The organism is Gaetbulibacter aestuarii (assembly GCF_039537665.1).
Classification (GTDB): Bacteria; Bacteroidota; Bacteroidia; order Flavobacteriales; family Flavobacteriaceae; genus Gaetbulibacter_A; species Gaetbulibacter_A aestuarii.
Map to the genome: position 1 here is coordinate 1 of NZ_BAABAY010000006.1, position 16,133 is coordinate 16,133.

15 protein-coding genes are annotated in these 16,133 nt (G+C 32.8%); 3 read left to right on the plus strand and 12 right to left on the minus strand.

Annotation, left to right across the window (positions count from 1 at the left end):
- Positions 1-795: 795 nt before the first annotated feature.
- The 5 genes from ABD682_RS11885 to ABD682_RS11905 all read right to left on the minus strand — a co-directional run bounded on the left by ABD682_RS11885 (position 796) and on the right by ABD682_RS11905 (position 6,665).
- Positions 796-1,002: a GDCCVxC domain-containing (seleno)protein gene (locus tag ABD682_RS11885; protein ID WP_344741638.1), complete on the minus strand. Its 207-nt coding sequence runs from the start codon at positions 1,000-1,002 to the stop codon at positions 796-798.
- Between the two features lies 1 nt (position 1,003).
- On the minus strand, positions 1,004-1,603 hold the full coding sequence (merTP, locus tag ABD682_RS11890; protein WP_344741640.1) for a mercuric transport protein MerTP: 600 nt from the start codon (positions 1,601-1,603) through the stop codon (positions 1,004-1,006).
- Positions 1,604-2,178: 575 nt separating this feature from the next.
- Complete coding sequence (locus tag ABD682_RS11895) at positions 2,179-3,675, minus strand: fibronectin type III domain-containing protein (protein ID WP_344741641.1); 1,497 nt, start codon at positions 3,673-3,675, stop codon at positions 2,179-2,181.
- Positions 3,676-3,801: 126 nt separating this feature from the next.
- Positions 3,802-4,971: a serine hydrolase domain-containing protein gene (locus tag ABD682_RS11900; RefSeq protein ID WP_344741642.1), complete on the minus strand. Its 1,170-nt coding sequence runs from the start codon at positions 4,969-4,971 to the stop codon at positions 3,802-3,804.
- Between the two features lie 227 nt (positions 4,972-5,198).
- A complete protein-coding gene (locus ABD682_RS11905; RefSeq protein WP_344741643.1) occupies positions 5,199-6,665 on the minus strand; it encodes a DUF5107 domain-containing protein in 1,467 nt (488 codons plus the stop codon).
- Positions 6,666-7,403: 738 nt separating this feature from the next.
- On the opposite strand from ABD682_RS11905, the gene ABD682_RS11910 reads away from it, so the two are divergent.
- On the plus strand, positions 7,404-8,369 hold the full coding sequence (locus ABD682_RS11910) for an IS110 family transposase (RefSeq protein WP_344741644.1): 966 nt from the start codon (positions 7,404-7,406) through the stop codon (positions 8,367-8,369).
- Positions 8,370-8,411: 42 nt separating this feature from the next.
- On the opposite strand, the gene ABD682_RS11915 is transcribed toward ABD682_RS11910, so the two are convergent.
- The 7 genes from ABD682_RS11915 to xerA form a co-directional block, all read right to left on the minus strand.
- Positions 8,412-9,569 (minus strand): hypothetical protein, encoded by a 1,158-nt coding sequence (locus tag ABD682_RS11915; protein WP_344741646.1) that lies wholly within the window; start codon positions 9,567-9,569, stop codon positions 8,412-8,414.
- A gap of 177 nt (positions 9,570-9,746) precedes the next feature.
- Positions 9,747-10,523, minus strand: coding sequence for a DUF6090 family protein (locus tag ABD682_RS11920; protein ID WP_344741647.1), 777 nt, complete (start codon positions 10,521-10,523; stop codon positions 9,747-9,749).
- 163 nt (positions 10,524-10,686) lie between these two features.
- Positions 10,687-11,088, minus strand: coding sequence for a zinc finger BED domain-containing protein (locus ABD682_RS11925; protein ID WP_344741648.1), 402 nt, complete (start codon positions 11,086-11,088; stop codon positions 10,687-10,689).
- A gap of 164 nt (positions 11,089-11,252) precedes the next feature.
- Entirely contained in the window at positions 11,253-11,729 is a 477-nt protein-coding gene (locus ABD682_RS11930) for a hypothetical protein (protein ID WP_344741649.1), read from the minus strand.
- A 165-nt stretch (positions 11,730-11,894) separates the two neighbouring features.
- Positions 11,895-12,404 carry a hypothetical protein gene (locus ABD682_RS11935; protein WP_344741651.1) on the minus strand — a complete coding sequence of 170 codons (510 nt, stop codon included), beginning with the start codon at positions 12,402-12,404 and terminating at the stop codon, positions 11,895-11,897.
- A gap of 171 nt (positions 12,405-12,575) precedes the next feature.
- Complete coding sequence (locus ABD682_RS11940) at positions 12,576-13,103, minus strand: hypothetical protein (RefSeq protein WP_344741652.1); 528 nt, start codon at positions 13,101-13,103, stop codon at positions 12,576-12,578.
- Positions 13,104-13,191: 88 nt separating this feature from the next.
- A complete protein-coding gene (xerA, locus tag ABD682_RS11945; RefSeq protein WP_344741653.1) occupies positions 13,192-14,322 on the minus strand; it encodes a site-specific tyrosine recombinase/integron integrase in 1,131 nt (376 codons plus the stop codon).
- Between the two features lie 510 nt (positions 14,323-14,832).
- On the opposite strand from xerA, the gene ABD682_RS11950 reads away from it, so the two are divergent.
- Positions 14,833-15,267, plus strand: a complete 435-nt coding sequence (locus tag ABD682_RS11950) for an RrF2 family transcriptional regulator (RefSeq protein ID WP_344741655.1) — start codon at positions 14,833-14,835, stop codon at positions 15,265-15,267.
- A gap of 50 nt (positions 15,268-15,317) precedes the next feature.
- Complete coding sequence (ric, locus tag ABD682_RS11955; protein ID WP_344741657.1) at positions 15,318-16,052, plus strand: iron-sulfur cluster repair di-iron protein; 735 nt, start codon at positions 15,318-15,320, stop codon at positions 16,050-16,052.
- The last annotated feature ends 81 nt before the right edge of the window (positions 16,053-16,133 follow it).

Here is a 16,133-nt window from a genome sequence, read left to right on the forward strand (position 1 = left end):
TCATGGAAGAAAAGTTCACTACTGAAAAACGAAATGTTCAAAACACCTATCTAAAATATATCCTTGCTGGTGGCGCTATTGTAATAAGTGTAGTAATATTGGTAGTTTTAATTGATAGTGCTAAGGAGAATATAAAAAACAGAAAATCAAAGGAGGAAAAAGTTTAAGATCTAATTCGAATACTGAACCTTCGGGAGCTTATTCTAAAATATTTTTAATCTTTAATTTTTTAAAGAGCCTGGCCAAATCAAGGTAGGTATAAAAAAATAAATTCCATTGTGGATTAAGTTCCTTAATCCTTATAAACTAATATTGTTAATGAAGCTTCCTTGGAAGTTTTTTTTATTTTCAAAAATTATTTTTTAAAATAATTAGTGTTTTTAATCACTATTAAATTCTTCAAAATTTAGGTCATGTCAAACAATGTTAAATGACGCAAAACAATGTGAAACGCCGTAGAACGTCGTTTTATGACGTAAAAGCGTATTTGACTTCAGCAAATAGTGAACTTTTAGAGGTAAAATTTTAAGTGAAATTGTAGCCTTTTCTTTTTATGGAAGGCTACAATAAAAGATTCCAATTCTTCGAGCTGAATTTGTTGAGTAACTTGCAAAGCTTGATTTTTATCTCAAATTACAACCTAAAAAAGTGTAAACTATGTCCCTTTAACTTTGTAAACGATGTGCCTTTACCGTACCAAATGTTTGCCAACGGTTTGGCTATGGAGCGTGTCCCGCAGGGCATGCACTATAGCCGTTGTTGTGCGGTCGGCTTTTTATTTTTTCAAATTCATTTTTAACAGCAACTTGTCCCTTGCTGGATTGGTGGACATTTTACTGTTCCGTAACTACAATAAACGCAACAATCGCCTTCTTTTGGTTTTAAGACTTTCTTGCAGTTTTCGCACTCGTAAAAGAATTGGCAAGCGTCAGTAGGCATTGTTTCTTCTTTTTCGTGCCCACAGTTGGGACAAGTAATTGTCGATTGTAGTATCACTGCCATTTTAATTTTCCTTTTTATCTGTCACCGAGTATCCTGTTCCATTTATCGCTTCTTCAATTTCGGCAATTTTCGTCTTTGAAATGTCAAATTCTACGATTGCGTTTCCATTCTCATATGAAGCAGTTGATTTCAAAATTCCGTCAAGTTTCTTCACTTCGTGATTCACGTGTTCTTCACAGCTCGCACAAGTCATCCCTTTAATTTGAAACTCCACTGTATGAATATTGGCTTTGTCAATTACAATAATTTGTTTTTCTGCTTTTGGGTAAAAAATTTGAGCATAATAGGGAAAGGCAAGCATAACAATGGCAAATCCTGTTACAATCGCTAAAAACTTTTTGCTCTGAATGAATTTTGGTTTTTCGTCTGTTTCACAGTCGCAGTCAATTTCTTTTTTTGGTTTAAGTTTTTGATACCATGCAAATCCAAGCACTAAAACTGTCAGTCCTATTAAATACGGTCGCAAAGGGTCAAGCCAAGAAAAAGTCGAAGCAAGTCCACTTGTACCTGCCAACAAAGCCAAAACAGGCGTAATACAGCAAAGTGAAGCCGAAATTGCTGTCAAAAGTCCAAGTCCCGCTAATTTGTTTTCTGATTTCATTTTATTTCTTGAATTGTTCTTTGTTGTCTTTTTTCAGCTGCCGCACAACGGTTCGTGTATGTTTTGTGGCGCTGTTTAAGTAACTAATTTAACAAATAAAACCGAACCGTAGGAAAATCCGCAGGATTTTCCGGAAAGGCTGAAACCAAGCCATGAAATATACAGGTTGTTAGCGTTTGTTTTTATTATTTCTCTAAAACCAAACGGTCGCAAAAAAGCTGCAAAAAAAATGATATTGCTCCGTTTCGATTCCGATTTGATATTTTATTCTAACACGTTCATTTTTTTTGCCTAAAGTTCTAAAACAACCCTGGCAAAAGTACACGGACTTATTTTTACGGATCTTAAAAACAGACACTAACCTTTAAAAATCTAAAAAAAAATCGCAAAAAAACCGTCAAAAATTCAGGATTTTCTGCGAAACTTTGGCTTATGAACGCTAACGTTTGGGCTATGAGTAGTTGCGTGTTTTTAGTATGTAACTTTACAAGTACACACCAAGCTGAAAATCCGCAAGGATTTTCAGAAGTAGGCGAGAACAAGTAATTACTTATAGCCAATGTTGGCTACAGTTATTATTCATGATTCCCTAAAGGGTCTGTTTTAAAAATTAATAAATATGGTTTCTCATCATTATAATAATAATTCTTACTCGAACTCCCTGCGATTCTATAACCTCCATCATCTTCTACTAAAATTGAGTATCCAGAAAGGTAATTAAATGATTCTTGATAGGATTTTTCCCACTCTAAATTTCCGTTACTATCGTATTTTGAGATAGCTAAAGCTCCATAATTTCCAAAATCGAATTTTCCAGTAGTAACAAATCCATTATCACTTGTTTCTGAAATAGAAAAAGTTGGATTGTAAGTAGAAAGCACTGTATTACTCCATACTAAATTTCCCGAATTATCAATTTTGAATAAACTAGCTCCGTACCCTACAACTACAAAACTATTATCAGATGTGGAAATAATTTGATTTGGAAAATCATATTTTCCATCTCCAAAAGTATTCTCCCAAATTTTTTCACCTTCATTATTTGTTTTTATAACCCAAAAATCAATTTGTTCAACTGATGATGGTCCTTGAATGTATTCTTCCATAGTTGTTCCAGAAGTTTCAGCTGACCCTAAAATTATTAGTTGGTCAGAGGAATCAATGATTAAGTCATTAAAAAAGCTTCTAAAAGAAGATTTAAACACCTTTTCCCATATAATTTCACCAGAATTATTAAGTTTTGTTAAAACAGCCTCTTGTTGAACTTGAGGGTCTTCAGAACCTCTGCCTCCGACTAGAAATATGTTACCTTGAGCATCTTGTTTTACAGACTGTATTTCAGCCGAACCATCAGCAATATCATAACTTTCAATTTTTTTATACCAAAGAACGTTACCTTCATTGTCTAAATTAAGTACATGATGATGCCCAGCTAAAATAAAACCAGTAGAAGTTTTACCTATTTTAAAACGCCAAGAATCTCCAACTTGATAATCGTAAAACTTTTTCCATAATTCATTTCCATCATAATCAATTTTTGATACGAAAAAGCGATATCCATTGCCATTTGGAAATGCAGATTTACCAGCAACTATATAATTTTGGCCATCTGATTTTATCATCGAATAAGGGCTTCCAGGGGCATACCCTACTGTACCATAATTTACTTGACCATAGTCGTATCTTTTTAGGTATTTCAAATAATATTTTTCTGTTTGAAATGTAAAAGTGATTGTTGTTTCATTATTGTTAGTGTCTTTGGCTATTACTTTACCAGAATAATTAGTTAATTCTTGAAGGTCATTAAATTGATAGGTGAGTTCAGTGATATTCTCAATAACTAATGCTTGGTTTAAGTAAATATCATAAGTTACAATATCACTTTCTGGGTCAACAGCTTCATTCCAATTGATTGTTGCACCATCATGTGAAATATTAACAATTTCAATGTCAAAATTATTAGGTGCAAGGTTTACGATTTCCTCTTCTTCTTCAATTTCATTAATAGTATCATCTTTCGAACAACCGATTATCAAAAAGGTAATTAGCAATGCAGAATAAAATTTTTTCATTTTTTGTTTTTAATTGTAGCCAACGTTCGCGGCTATGAGTAGTTGCGTGTTTTAGTAATTAACTTTGCAAGTATACAAAAAGCTAAAAATTCCGAAGGAATTTTCAGGATAAGCGATAACTAGCAATTACTTATAGCCGATGTTAGCAGTAGTTTTTAAATAGTTATTTACTAGACTGTATGTTTCGTTTATTAGATTGTTAAATGATGAGTCTGAATTCAAAAATATTGTAATAGTTAAAGGTCGCTCAAATTCTCTCAAAACTACAGTTCTTGTTCCATACCAACCTCCAGTATGCATTGCCAAATCTTCATTAGTAAACCATCCCATAGCATACTTTAATTCACTATTAGCTAAAAATGGAAACCTTTCCTCAAAAGGGTTCGAATTCGGCCATTTTTTTGGAAGCGTTGAATTTGGTTTAAAAATTAAACCGTGTGTCTTTTGGGATAGTATATTATTATTTCGTAGAGAGTTATCATATGCTAAAAAGTCATTTACACTTGTATATACTGCTCCATCTCCCATAATTCCATTCATATACCAGCCATCAACTTTTTTCCAATTATCTAGACTGTCTTTTTCATAGCAAAAAGCTCTTTCTTTAATTTCTATTGGATTTGCTAGGTTATAGAAGTTCGTTTCTTTCATACCAGCTTTGTCAAAAATATTTTTCTTAGCATAATTTGAGAATTCCTCTCCAGATACTTTTTCGACCAATAAGGCTAAAACAAGATAAGCAGTATTAGAATATTCCCAACCCTTTCCTGATTCGAATAAAGGTTTTGGATTTGTAGCTAACCATTCTAAAATATCTTTATTTTCTACTATTTTATTCCTGTCCCAATTGTTGTCGAAATAAGCTTCATAGTCAGCAATTCCTGATGTGTGATTAATCAATTGCTCAATAGTAATATTCGCGAAAACAGGATAATTCCAAAACTTACTTATGGAATCATTCAAGGAAAGTAAGCCCTTGTCCACAAGACTTAAAACACATAGAGCAGTAAATTGTTTACTAACAGAAGCCATTCTCATATTAGTCTTAATGGTAATGGGTGTTTTAGTTTCTAAATCTCTTAAACCATAGCCTTTTCCAATAATCATTTTTTGGTCATAAGAAATTAGTATTGCAGCACCAGGTTCATTTATTCCGATATTAGAATTAAAAAGCGAATCTATTTTCACCTCCAGTTCTTTTAAATTTGTTGAATTTGTTTCCGCTTTTTTATCATTCGAATTTTTGCAGGAAATTAAAAGGAAGGCAAATGCTATTATTAAAATATGGTTTTTCATTGAGTTGGTTTAAATTACTGCTAACGTTGTTGTATAAGAATAGTGCTGTTTTGTGTGCGAGGATTTTCTTCAGGAAAATAGGACATTACAAAAATGCACTAACCTTGGTTTAAGCACCTAATTTAGCATTATTTTTATATATTGTTGGCAATAGATTGTTGGCAATAGTATTATTAGATTATTATTCACTTTAGGTTATCGGTCCAATCTCCAACCCATATCAGGTCTTAACGTAGAATAGTTGCTTCAAAAAGTAACTTTCCATTAGTTGTGTCCAATAAAGTCAGTTTCCATTCACCTTTACCAGGAGGTAGGTCGGTGATTGCTTTTGTTACCTCAAAAACTGAAGGTGCGTTTAGTTTTGGTTTCCATTGTTTCCGTAGTAGTTCCTTTGAAACACCTTCATTGCCACTCACAGATAAAATTATATCATAATTATTACTTGGTTCCACAGAAAAAACTCGTGCATGTAAGGTTTGTTGACCATTACTTTCGGTAGTTTTCAGGAAGGCTGCAGCATACTCATTTACTTTGGTAAATTTGGCCAGTCCAATTGTAGGGAGGTATGTCTCTGTCCAACTTTTCTTTTCTCCACCTTTTAGGCGAGCCGGCTTAAAAAACTCTGTGGAGTTACCTGCCCAAAGCTCTATATAAGGCCGATAAATGTCTGGAGATTGCAGGTCGCTAGCCGTACTTTGTACTCCCCAAGTCCAGAACTTTAGCCCTGGAGTACTATTTTTATTGTCCGCCACACGAAATACGCCAACTTCATTCTCATGATTAACAACACCCCAATAACCTGCCATAACTTGGGGAGCAGCATATGCAATGCCCATTTCAGACCAATTTCTGAATTCGGCCAGTTTTTCGTATTGGTATATCCCTTCTTTGCCAGTTGGTAATTCAAGCTTGGTCATCCATTCCCAACGTTTAGGAATATGCACCTCATCGATAGGAGCAATAATTTCAGTATTGGCAGGGGACTTTGTATCACCCACTTTGGAACCTGGTGCTAATGTGGTGCATGTCCAATACTCATAATCAACTGGTATATTTAGTGTGTTCTCAACCTCTAAGTCAATGTGAAGGGCTGCGCTACCCCGTTTTAACCGTACAGTGGCGGAAACGGTGATATCTGTTCGCCCATATTTAAATTGTTTGGGAGGAATGCCATCTATTGGTTTTATGCTGTCATTTCGTGTCATTCGTAATGTGAATTCATCCTCAGTCGCAGTTATAATTTCTGATTTCCAGGGTAAATACCACATTTTACCATGTTCCGATTCCGGAAAAGTGGGAAAGATACCGCCCCAAATCATCAACCAATCATAATAAAATATATCACCACCTGCAAATGGTGTTGCAAGTGAGTTCTGATAGAGCAATTCGTGATTGGTGGGTTTGTAAATAATTGACAGAATTCGACCTCCAAATCCAGGAACCACTGTAACCTTTAATAAGTCGTTTTCAACAATAGTCGCTTTGTAGGGTGTAAGTACAATATCTTTCCCTATATTATTTATTGAACCATTGTTATTTAGAGTATAGGCAATGTGACGAAACATGATAGTGTCCTGACTATAAGTGACCGGACCTGAAGGGTATTGACTAATATCAGTACGAACTTTTTCATCCTGTGCTTGTATCAGGAAAAAAATTAACAGAAAAAAGATGATACTGAAAGTAGTCTTCATTTTTTATATTATTGCCAACGTTTCGTGTATGTTTTGTGGCGTATTTAAGTAACTAATTTAGCAAATAAAACCGAACCGTAGGAAAATCCGCAGGATTTTCCGATGAGCAAGTACCAAGCCATGAAATATACATGTTGTTAGCGTTTGTTTTTATTATTTGTCTAAAACCGAACGGTCGCAAAAAAGCAGCAAAAAAAATGATATTGCTCCGTTTCGATTCCGAGTTGATATTTTATTCTAACACGTTCATTTTTTTTGCCTTAAGATATGAAACAACCCTGGCAAAAGTACACGGACTTATTTTTACAGATCTTAAAAACAGACACCTACTTTTAAAAATCTAAAAAAAAATTCGCAAAAAAACCGTCAAAAAATTCCGGGTTTTCTGCGAAACTTTGGCTTATGAACGCTAACGTGTTTGTGTATGATTAGTGGCGTGAACAAGCACCGAATTTAGCAAATAAAAACCGAATAGAAAATCCGCGAGGATTTTCGTAAGTAGGCTAGGAATAGCCATTAATTATACACGGCTTAAGTTTGGTTTCAATAAATTAGAGTTATAAATCAGAAAGAACAAAAGAGAGGATTAAGGTTAATATATACGTTGAAGATAAACTTCGTCAACATTGATAATCCCCTCTCTTTTTCTACTGGAATTTCGTTCAGTTCTGTGAGACCTGGATCTCGATTTTAAGTTGTTGAAATGCAAGTAGACTGTCCTTTCAAAATTCAGTTCTTATGACTAAAAATACAGAAATTTTAGGAATAGACATCAGTAAAGACGTGTTTGATGTTTATGGGTGTCAAATGGGGCATCAAAGTTTCAGCAATGATGCGCTGGGATTTAAAAGTTTTTTGAAAGTAATTAACAAAGAAGCTTTAGTTGTTATGGAAGCTACAGGTTATTATCATTATCGTCTTGCTCAGTTTTTACACAAAAATGAGGTTCAGGTTTCTGTTGTAAATCCCTTATCGGTAAAGCGGTTTATTCAGATGAAATTAGCCAAAGTGAAAACAGATAAGAGCGATGCAAAAGCCATTTGTGAGTATGGACGGATGAATGAGGTGCCCCAATACACGGCTCTAACCGAAGTACAAGCGGAATGCTTGCAACTTTTCAGGTTACTGGATAATTACTTAAAGAAGCGTACGCAAACCAAGAATAAACTACATGGAGAGGAAGTTTTAGGGATTCCGTCTAAGTATGTTTACAGTTCTTTAAAACGTGATTTAAAACATCTTGACAAAGAGGTAAAGGGTATAGAGGACCGGTTATTAGAGCTCGTAAAACAAGATCAGCAATCACAACTCACCTTATTAAAAAGTATTCCGGGAATGGGCGTAAAGACAGCGTTGTTTTTAATTGTGATAACAGATGGATTTACAAAGTTTGAAACAGGATCACAATTGTGTAGTTATGTAGGCATAACGCCCACCATACGTGAATCAGGAAGTAGTGTAAGAGGTCGTAGCAGAATCAGTAAAGTTGGGAACAAGAAACTCAGGAACCTCTTGTTTTTATGTGCATTTTCAGCCTGTAAACACAACGAGGCATGTCGGGAATTATATGAGAGATTGGTAAATAAAGGGAAGAGTAAAAAATTGGCATTGATTGCCGTGGCAAACAAGTTACTAAAACAGGCATTTGCAATAGCCAGATCAGGAAGACCATACGATGAAAACTTTGTGTCAAAATTAGCTTAAAAAGGCTTGTTTTTTAACTCAGTTCTTTGTTAGGGCAAGTTTTTATTTTCTATGGAACAAATAATCTAATTCAATTTCAATTCGTGGTTTTTCAAATTGTTTGTCAGTTAATGGCGAAAACAGAATTTTATAAGGTAATCTCAAATCCTTAAAAGTCTTGAAATATGCAATATAATTTTCTCTCTCAACATAATCTCCTCTGTCAATTGATGAGCCGTGAATTAAAAGAGTTGCTGTAATATTCTCGATTTCTCCATCTGAATTTTTTAAGACGACAATATTTTCTAAATACTTATCAATCGGTTTATTGTTTTTAGTCTCAACTTTATATTTTGAGTATAAACTATCCTTTTCGATTAAAATTACTTTGTCAGTAGATTTGAAAAACGGTAAAGAAACTACATCTCCAATTCTATTCATTTTTCCAATATAGGATTTGATATCCTCATCTGTATTTAACCTTGGATATTCATTTTGAATTTCTCCATTTTGGTCATAAGTTCTTACATACGTTTTTTTAATTCTTTCGATTTTGAAATATTGGTCGACTTTTTCTTGATAATCGAAAAAAGAGTTTTTAAATTCTTCTGTGTTATTTGCTATCCATTCAGTTTCTATTTCTCCAAATAAGTCAAAACCTATTAAAGTCCTTACATTATTCTGGATTGTGGAATAAGGGATTTTTAATCTAAATCTACCAAAGAGGTTTTTGCCTAATTTTCCATCGTTATCTTTCAGTAGTTCCATATTCTCGAATAGTGTTCCATAAAAACTGAACTTATCGATTGTTTTATCAATCATTTTTGAATAGTCTGATAACCTATAAAAATTAGTGTTCTTTTTATGATTTACTATATCTAATAAATAGACATTATTTCTCGTTAAATCTTTTGGGTAAATGTCTTTCGATGAATTTCCTCTTAAAATATAATGTTTAACAATTTTCTTTTTTTGAATTAATTGAAAATCATAAATAACATTGTTAAGTAAATATTTATTCCAAATTTCTCCTTGTTTTAAAGAGTCAAGGTTTTTGAATTCAGGATTTTCTGAAACTAAATTTTCGTAAGGGTCGAAAAATATAACTTTAAGTTCATAATTCTCAAACTCAAGTTTTTCAATTGTTTTAGATTTCTGCGCAAATGAAGTATTTAGTCCGAATATTAAGAAGGTAATTAAAAGGACAAATTTTTCTTTCATAGTTCAATTTTGGGTTTTTTGGCAAATTTGCCCTAACGGTCTCGGCTATGAGTAGTTGCGTGGTTTAGCACTTAACTTTGCAAGTAAACACCAAACTGAAAATCCGCTAGGATTTTCAGAAGTAAGCGAGAACAAGCAATTACTTATAGCCAATGTTGTGCTTCGTTTTTTTATTGATTAATTATTAATAATAAACTCTGGTATTTCATAATGTCGTCTTCCAAATTCTTCCTTTAGTAATTTTATCATAAATTTTGACTCCTTTAAATAGTTTTTGAAATTCGATATTCCTCGTTTCGTTGCATGATTTCTCATTTGCAAATACTTAATAAATAATGGGTCTTGAGGATTATCTAACTTGTAAGATAAAATCTCAAATTCTTTGGAATTATTGTGAGTAGTAATTTTATAATCAAAAATTTCCAACTCTAAATCTCTAAGTTTCTGATAATATTGGTCATTATTAGCAGATTCTATTAATTTAATTCGTCTGGGTAATTCATAATCGTAATGAAAAATCAACTTATCCCTTAGAGTATCGTTTTTAACCTTATCCAACCCAGCTATTTTCAATGTTTCATATGGTCCAGAGGAATATGAAAAAATATAACCATTCTGTATTTTCGAGGCGTGCTGATTAAATTCTTTTAAATCAATTTTTTGTGCTTCATACATTGATAGAATAGCATTTATACTAGAGTCAACAGGCAGAATACGATTATTTAGTATGTGCTCTAATATATAGTTGTCATAACTTAGAGATTTGTAGATTTCCCCAAGCATTTTTAACTCAAAGGACTCGGATTTATTTTGCTCATTCCAATTGTTAATCTGAAGGGCAATTAAAATCCCAATAACCACAAGAACAATCTCTCCAATAGCATAAAATAGATACTTACTGAACTTATTTTCAGAGAGTAGTTTTTGTCTAATTTTTCTAAAGAATTTTATCATTTATTATTGGTTGTTCATAATGAAGCACAACGTTTCGGCTAAGAGTAGTTGCGTAGATTAGTTATTAAATTTACAAGTACACACAAAGCTGAAAATTCCGCAGGAATTTTCATGGTAAGCGGGAATAAGCAATTACTTTTAGCCATTGTTGTACAACGTATTTTTATTTAATTTTATGAATCCGACCTTTCATCCTACTTCTGTTAAATGAGTTTACCCGCATTTGATCTTGTTTTTTTATAGTTCCATAAATAATAACAGGAATTAATAAAAATCCGCCAATAATATAGATCACATAATTGCTTCTACTTTGCATAAATACGGGACTTACAAAAAGGAACATTATTGGCGTTCCGATAAAAAAAATCAGTCCTGCGCTAATTTGTGCGATTTTTGATTCTTTAGCATAAAGTTCATCCACGAAAAAGTCAGTTTTTATTCCGCATTTTTGGCAAGTCAAAGTCATATTTTCTCCTTCTTGCATTGCAAATTCAACCCTTGTACCTGAATTGGTTGAATAACTAATCTCAGCGTTACATTTTTTACATTTTCCGTAAACTTTCATTTTTTTTCGGTCAGGTTTATGTTGTACAACGTTTGGGCTATGAGTAGTTGCGAGGTTTAGGTTTTAACTTTACAAGTACACACCAAGCTGAAAATCCGGGAGGATTTTCAGAAGTAGGCAAGAACAAGCAATTACTTATAGGCTTTGCTGGCAAACGTTTTTTTTTAATATCCACGTCCAAAAGCTTTTTTATCAGCTACCATTTTCTTCGTTTTCCTAATTCCTAGAAAAGTAAAAATCAGCGTGAAAATTGGAAAATAGAAAGGAAGTTTCGATTTAACAAAATAATAAACCAAAAAGTCCAAAACAATTCCAAATGAGATATATTTCATTTTATTTGTTCCTTTATGCCTGAAATCTCTTTCATTAATTAAATATTGTCCTGTTTTGAAGATGTATTTCTTATATAATTCCATTTGAGTTTTAGTTCCTGTAGGAAAGTCAGTTGTTTTTAATTCGTCAATATATTCCACAATCAGAGTTTTATATTTTTCAGCTTCTTTATTGTGATGAAATTTAAGAAGTTGATTCGTAATATTCAGGGTAGAGTTATAGTTTACTTGTCCTTTAATTTCGTCGGATTCAGACTCGAAGAGCTTTATAAATTCGTTTAATTTTTCTTTTAAAGTCTCGTTGTCCATCAGTTAAGTAGATTTTTTTAAATGTTTGCCAACGTTTGGGCTATGAGTAGTTGCGTGGTTTAGGTTTTAACTTTACAAGTACACATCAAGCTGAAAATTCCGCAGGAATTTTCAGGATAAGCAATAATTAGCAATTATTTATAGCCGATGTTGTATGCAGTTTTTTTAATTTCCATTTTTTGATTTCGGTCCAACAATTTGAATTTCGTCAGATTCTGTTACTGGTTTTTCCAAAACACTTTTTAAGTCTCTAATAACTCTGTCGGTTTTTTCTAAATCCACAATTTTTGGAAGTCCAATGTCAATGACGTTTGTCGTATTAGAGACTCTAAATCCGTTTCTGAATTTTTCTTTAATAAATCGATGTCCATTATCGATTGATAAAATTCTTATAAAGGTTTTATTGTCCGATTCAAAACGGAATATTCCTTGAGGATGAATGTCAGTCAGAATTACTTTATATCCGATTTCTTCAGAGTTTTGAGTTTTAAATTTAAAAATCAGAGTATTTTTATTTTCGACAAACTCAATATTATAATCATTTTCTTTGTCAGTCAAATTCTTGTAAGATTCAATTAGAGAATCCATTTTCATTTGATTTGTATTTTGGCTTTTTACATTTCCGATAATTATTGTCATAAATGCAAAACACAACAAAATTTTTACTGTTTTCATATCAATTACTTATGTTTCTCAAATTGCATACAACGTTTCGTATAAGATTTGTTGCGTGTTTAGGTAACCAATTTAGCAAATAAAACCGAACCGTAGGAAAATCCGCAGGATTTTCCGGATAGGCAAGGAACTAGCAATGAATTTTATACGCTGTTAGCATACGTATTTTTGTCAAAAGCTAAACTCCAAAACTACAATCCGTTTGTGGAAGTAGTTGTTAAAATCAGGATTAGAGCTTAAAACTCCATTAACAAACAATTCATTTTGCAACAAGCCGCCAGCCTCTCTAATATCCCAATATTTTTTCACTAACGAATCAGAGTCTCTAACATTAAATAGCGCTTCCAAATATTTTCCAATACTGTTTACCTGCAAACCGTGTATTGAATCTTTTACATAAATTTCATTCCATAATCCGCTCTGATGAAATTCCGAGTTAGTTTTATAGGACTGGAATTTAAATTTTTCCCAATTGGTGATTGAATCGGAAATTATATCGGTCAGATATTTTCGGTAAGCTTGGTCTGTTGATAAGTCAGGGTAGAGTTTATCTAAATTCTTCTCAAAGTCCGAAACAAGTGAATTCAGAGCTTTTGTCTGTTTTTCTCCTAATATTTTTTCAAATTTCTTAATTCGGTTGTCTTTTTGAGAACAACTGAAAGTTAAAATCAGAATAAATATTAAGTAAGCTTTCTGCATTTGCTTATATGTTTGCTAACGTATGTGTATGTTTACCGGTGTATATATCCCTATTATATATACACCTCCGAAGATAATAAAAAAAAGACTACAAGTCTAAAGGATTTTTTATACCAATAAAACTACTTTTGGCAACGTGGGTATAAATTTCAGTGGTCTTCGTTGAGCTATGACCCAAAAGTAATTGTATGTATCTAAGGTCAGTTCCGGCCTCTAATAGGTGAGTTGCAAAGCTATGTCTTAATGTGTGTGGCGTAACGTGTTTTTTAATACCAGCATTTTTAGCTGCTGCCGATATTATCTTACCAACACTATTTGGACTATACATGTCGCCATCAGGACTTTCAAATAAATAGGTTTCGGGTTTCCATTTTTTGTAATATGATCTTAAATCAGTTAAGGTGGTTTCAGATAAAATAGTAAAGCGGTCTTTGTTACCTTTAGCATCTTTAATATGAATGAGCATTCTCGAACTATCAATATCATCAAGTTTTAAATTTAAGAGTTCGCTTCTTCTCAATCCTGCTGAATAGATTAAGCTCACAATACAGCGGTGTTTAATATTATTAGTTGCATCGATCAATTTTTTAACATCTTCCTTAGACAACACAACAGGAAGTTTTTTATCCTTTCTTGGACGTTCAATACTATAAAACCTATTGGGCATACCCATTACGATTTCATAGTAAAATTTTATGCTATTAATAGACTGGTTAATATAGGAGTTTGAGCGCTTGGATTGTGTCAACCACTGGAGATATTTTCTTATGTCATTTTCATCCAGATCATCGATCTGACGATCCTTGTAGTAGTTAATGAAGTCTTCAAAACAAGTAACATAAGATCTAACGGTATTGTTAGAATACTTTTTTAATTCCAATTTTTGAAGATAGCTCTCAGGACAGTATTTAAAGGATAGAGATTTTGTTCTTTTTCTGTACCAGGAAACATCAAATGTTTCTTTTAGTTTTTTAGATCTTGATTCTTGAAAAAAATATTGTGAATTAATCCAGGCAACACCTCTAAAAAGACTATAAATATTGTCTAAACTGGCTTTTCGGTTTGGAATACAATACATGTTGAATTCTTCATTCCATTGGATTCCCTCTAGTTCCTTAATTAAAGCGTCTAAAACCTTATTCGAGTGAAATTGCAAACCAATAAATTTTTCATTATTGATTAATAAATGCTTTAAGGTTATTTGTTGATTATATTTCATGATATTTTATCCCGTCTTAAAAATACGGAAGCAAAAATAAACAATCGAATATTAGACGTATAATAAACGTTTAATATTCGGTAGGATATATACACCTAAAAAACTTTGAAATATATTTTCTCATATTTTTACCATTTTTCTTGAAACAACTTAAAATAGGAGAGTAATACTTTAGGTATCCATTTAATCATCCAGAGATTAAAAGTTGTTCAAGCAATAAAATAATGTAAAGTTTAATGAAGGGAAGTAATTTATTATCAAACAGATTTATTTCAAATTTGAGATTTTCGAGTTAGGTTCCAGCTAATGTAAAAATATATCTTTTACATTTTTAATATATTTCGAATATCGTCTTTGAGGTTTGAACTTTTGCCGTCCGGGGTCACTAAGAAAAATCCTATTGTTTGATAACAATAGGATTTTTTTATTGCTTTTCTCAGGATTTAAATAAGACAAAAATATCCTAATTAAAAAATTATTCGTAATTTTGTTAATATTAAAAAGAAAGAAATGTTCTCAAAAGCCTGTGAGTATGGTATAAAAGCCTCAATTTTTATTGCGGTTAATTCTTCTCAAAACAGGAGAGTGAACCCGAAAGAGATCGCCAAGGAGATCAATTCACCTCAGGCATTTACAGCGAAAATATTGCAGGATCTAGTAAGACACAATATTATCAAATCCGTTAAAGGTGCCCATGGTGGTTTTGAAATTGAGAAAGAAAAAATTGCCTCGGTAAAACTCTCGCAGATTGTTAATGCTATTGATGGAGACGCCATATTTAATGGTTGCGGTTTGGGCATGGAAACCTGTAATGCTAAGCGTCCTTGTCCTATGCATGATAAATTTAAAGTTGTGCGTGACGAACTAAAACACATGCTGGAACATACGACACTAGAAGAACTCGCTTTCAGTGTTCAAACAGGTGAAACATTTTTTAGAGTTTAAAAAAAAATTTGAATTTAAATAGGATAAAAACATCCGAAATAAACAAAATTATGGAACTATTAGATAAAGATTTAGAAAAACCAATCGGTCAATTTGTAGCAGAGGATTTTAGAACTGCCGCTATATTTAGCAATTATGCTATAGACTTTTGCTGCAAAGGTGATAAAACCTTGGATGAAGTTTGCACCAAAAAAGGCCTGGATTCCTCAGAAATTTTGGCGCAACTTCAGGCGGTGTTGCAGTCCCAAACCGATCAATCAATTGATTATAAATCGTGGCCACTCGATTTATTGGTTGATTATATTGAGAAAAAACACCATCGTTATGTGGAAGAAAAGATTCCTGTCTTACTTCAATTTTTAAATAAATTAAAAGTCGTTCATGGAAAAAGACATCCGGAGTTGCTAAAAATAAACGAAGAATTTACCGCCTGTGCAAACGCCTTAACTCTGCATATGAAAAAAGAGGAACTCGTGTTATTTCCTTTTGTAAAGCGATTAGTGAATGCAATCTCGGGAGATGAAAGCATACAGTCGCCACAATTTAAAACCGTAGAAAATCCCATAGCCATGATGCTGCAAGAGCATGACACGGAAGGAGAGCGATTCAGACGGATTTCTGAACTAACTGATAATTACACACCTCCTGTTGACGCCTGCAATACTTATAGAGTTACGTTTGCTATGCTGGACGAATTTGAGAAAGACTTGCATTTGCACATTCATCTGGAAAATAATATTTTATTTCCCGAGGCCATAAAATTAGAAAAGAAATTAAGCGCATAGACCTGCCTTGTTCTCATGAACCATTCCAAACCGAAGATTGATCTCTGTTTTGGAATGGTTACTTTTATACAACAAAATCAC

Bases quoted from the DNA above. Each gene is read 5' to 3' on its own strand.
- ABD682_RS11915 (WP_344741646.1), bottom strand. From the start codon at position 9,569: ATGAAAGAAAAATTTGTCCTTTTAATTACCTTCTTAATATTCGGACTA.
- ABD682_RS11920 (WP_344741647.1), bottom strand. From the start codon at position 10,523: ATGATAAAATTCTTTAGAAAAATTAGACAAAAACTACTCTCTGAAAAT.
- ABD682_RS11935 (WP_344741651.1), bottom strand. From the start codon at position 12,404: ATGAAAACAGTAAAAATTTTGTTGTGTTTTGCATTTATGACAATAATT.
- ABD682_RS11910 (WP_344741644.1), top strand. From the start codon at position 7,404: ATGACTAAAAATACAGAAATTTTAGGAATAGACATCAGTAAAGACGTG.
- ABD682_RS11900 (WP_344741642.1), bottom strand. From the start codon at position 4,971: ATGAAAAACCATATTTTAATAATAGCATTTGCCTTCCTTTTAATTTCC.
- ABD682_RS11905 (WP_344741643.1), bottom strand. From the start codon at position 6,665: ATGAAGACTACTTTCAGTATCATCTTTTTTCTGTTAATTTTTTTCCTG.
- merTP (WP_344741640.1), bottom strand. From the start codon at position 1,603: ATGAAATCAGAAAACAAATTAGCGGGACTTGGACTTTTGACAGCAATT.
- ABD682_RS11885 (WP_344741638.1), bottom strand. From the start codon at position 1,002: ATGGCAGTGATACTACAATCGACAATTACTTGTCCCAACTGTGGGCAC.
- ABD682_RS11895 (WP_344741641.1), bottom strand. From the start codon at position 3,675: ATGAAAAAATTTTATTCTGCATTGCTAATTACCTTTTTGATAATCGGT.
- ABD682_RS11925 (WP_344741648.1), bottom strand. From the start codon at position 11,088: ATGAAAGTTTACGGAAAATGTAAAAAATGTAACGCTGAGATTAGTTAT.
- xerA (WP_344741653.1), bottom strand. From the start codon at position 14,322: ATGAAATATAATCAACAAATAACCTTAAAGCATTTATTAATCAATAAT.
- ric (WP_344741657.1), top strand. From the start codon at position 15,318: ATGGAACTATTAGATAAAGATTTAGAAAAACCAATCGGTCAATTTGTA.
- ABD682_RS11950 (WP_344741655.1), top strand. From the start codon at position 14,833: ATGTTCTCAAAAGCCTGTGAGTATGGTATAAAAGCCTCAATTTTTATT.
- ABD682_RS11940 (WP_344741652.1), bottom strand. From the start codon at position 13,103: ATGCAGAAAGCTTACTTAATATTTATTCTGATTTTAACTTTCAGTTGT.
- ABD682_RS11930 (WP_344741649.1), bottom strand. From the start codon at position 11,729: ATGGACAACGAGACTTTAAAAGAAAAATTAAACGAATTTATAAAGCTC.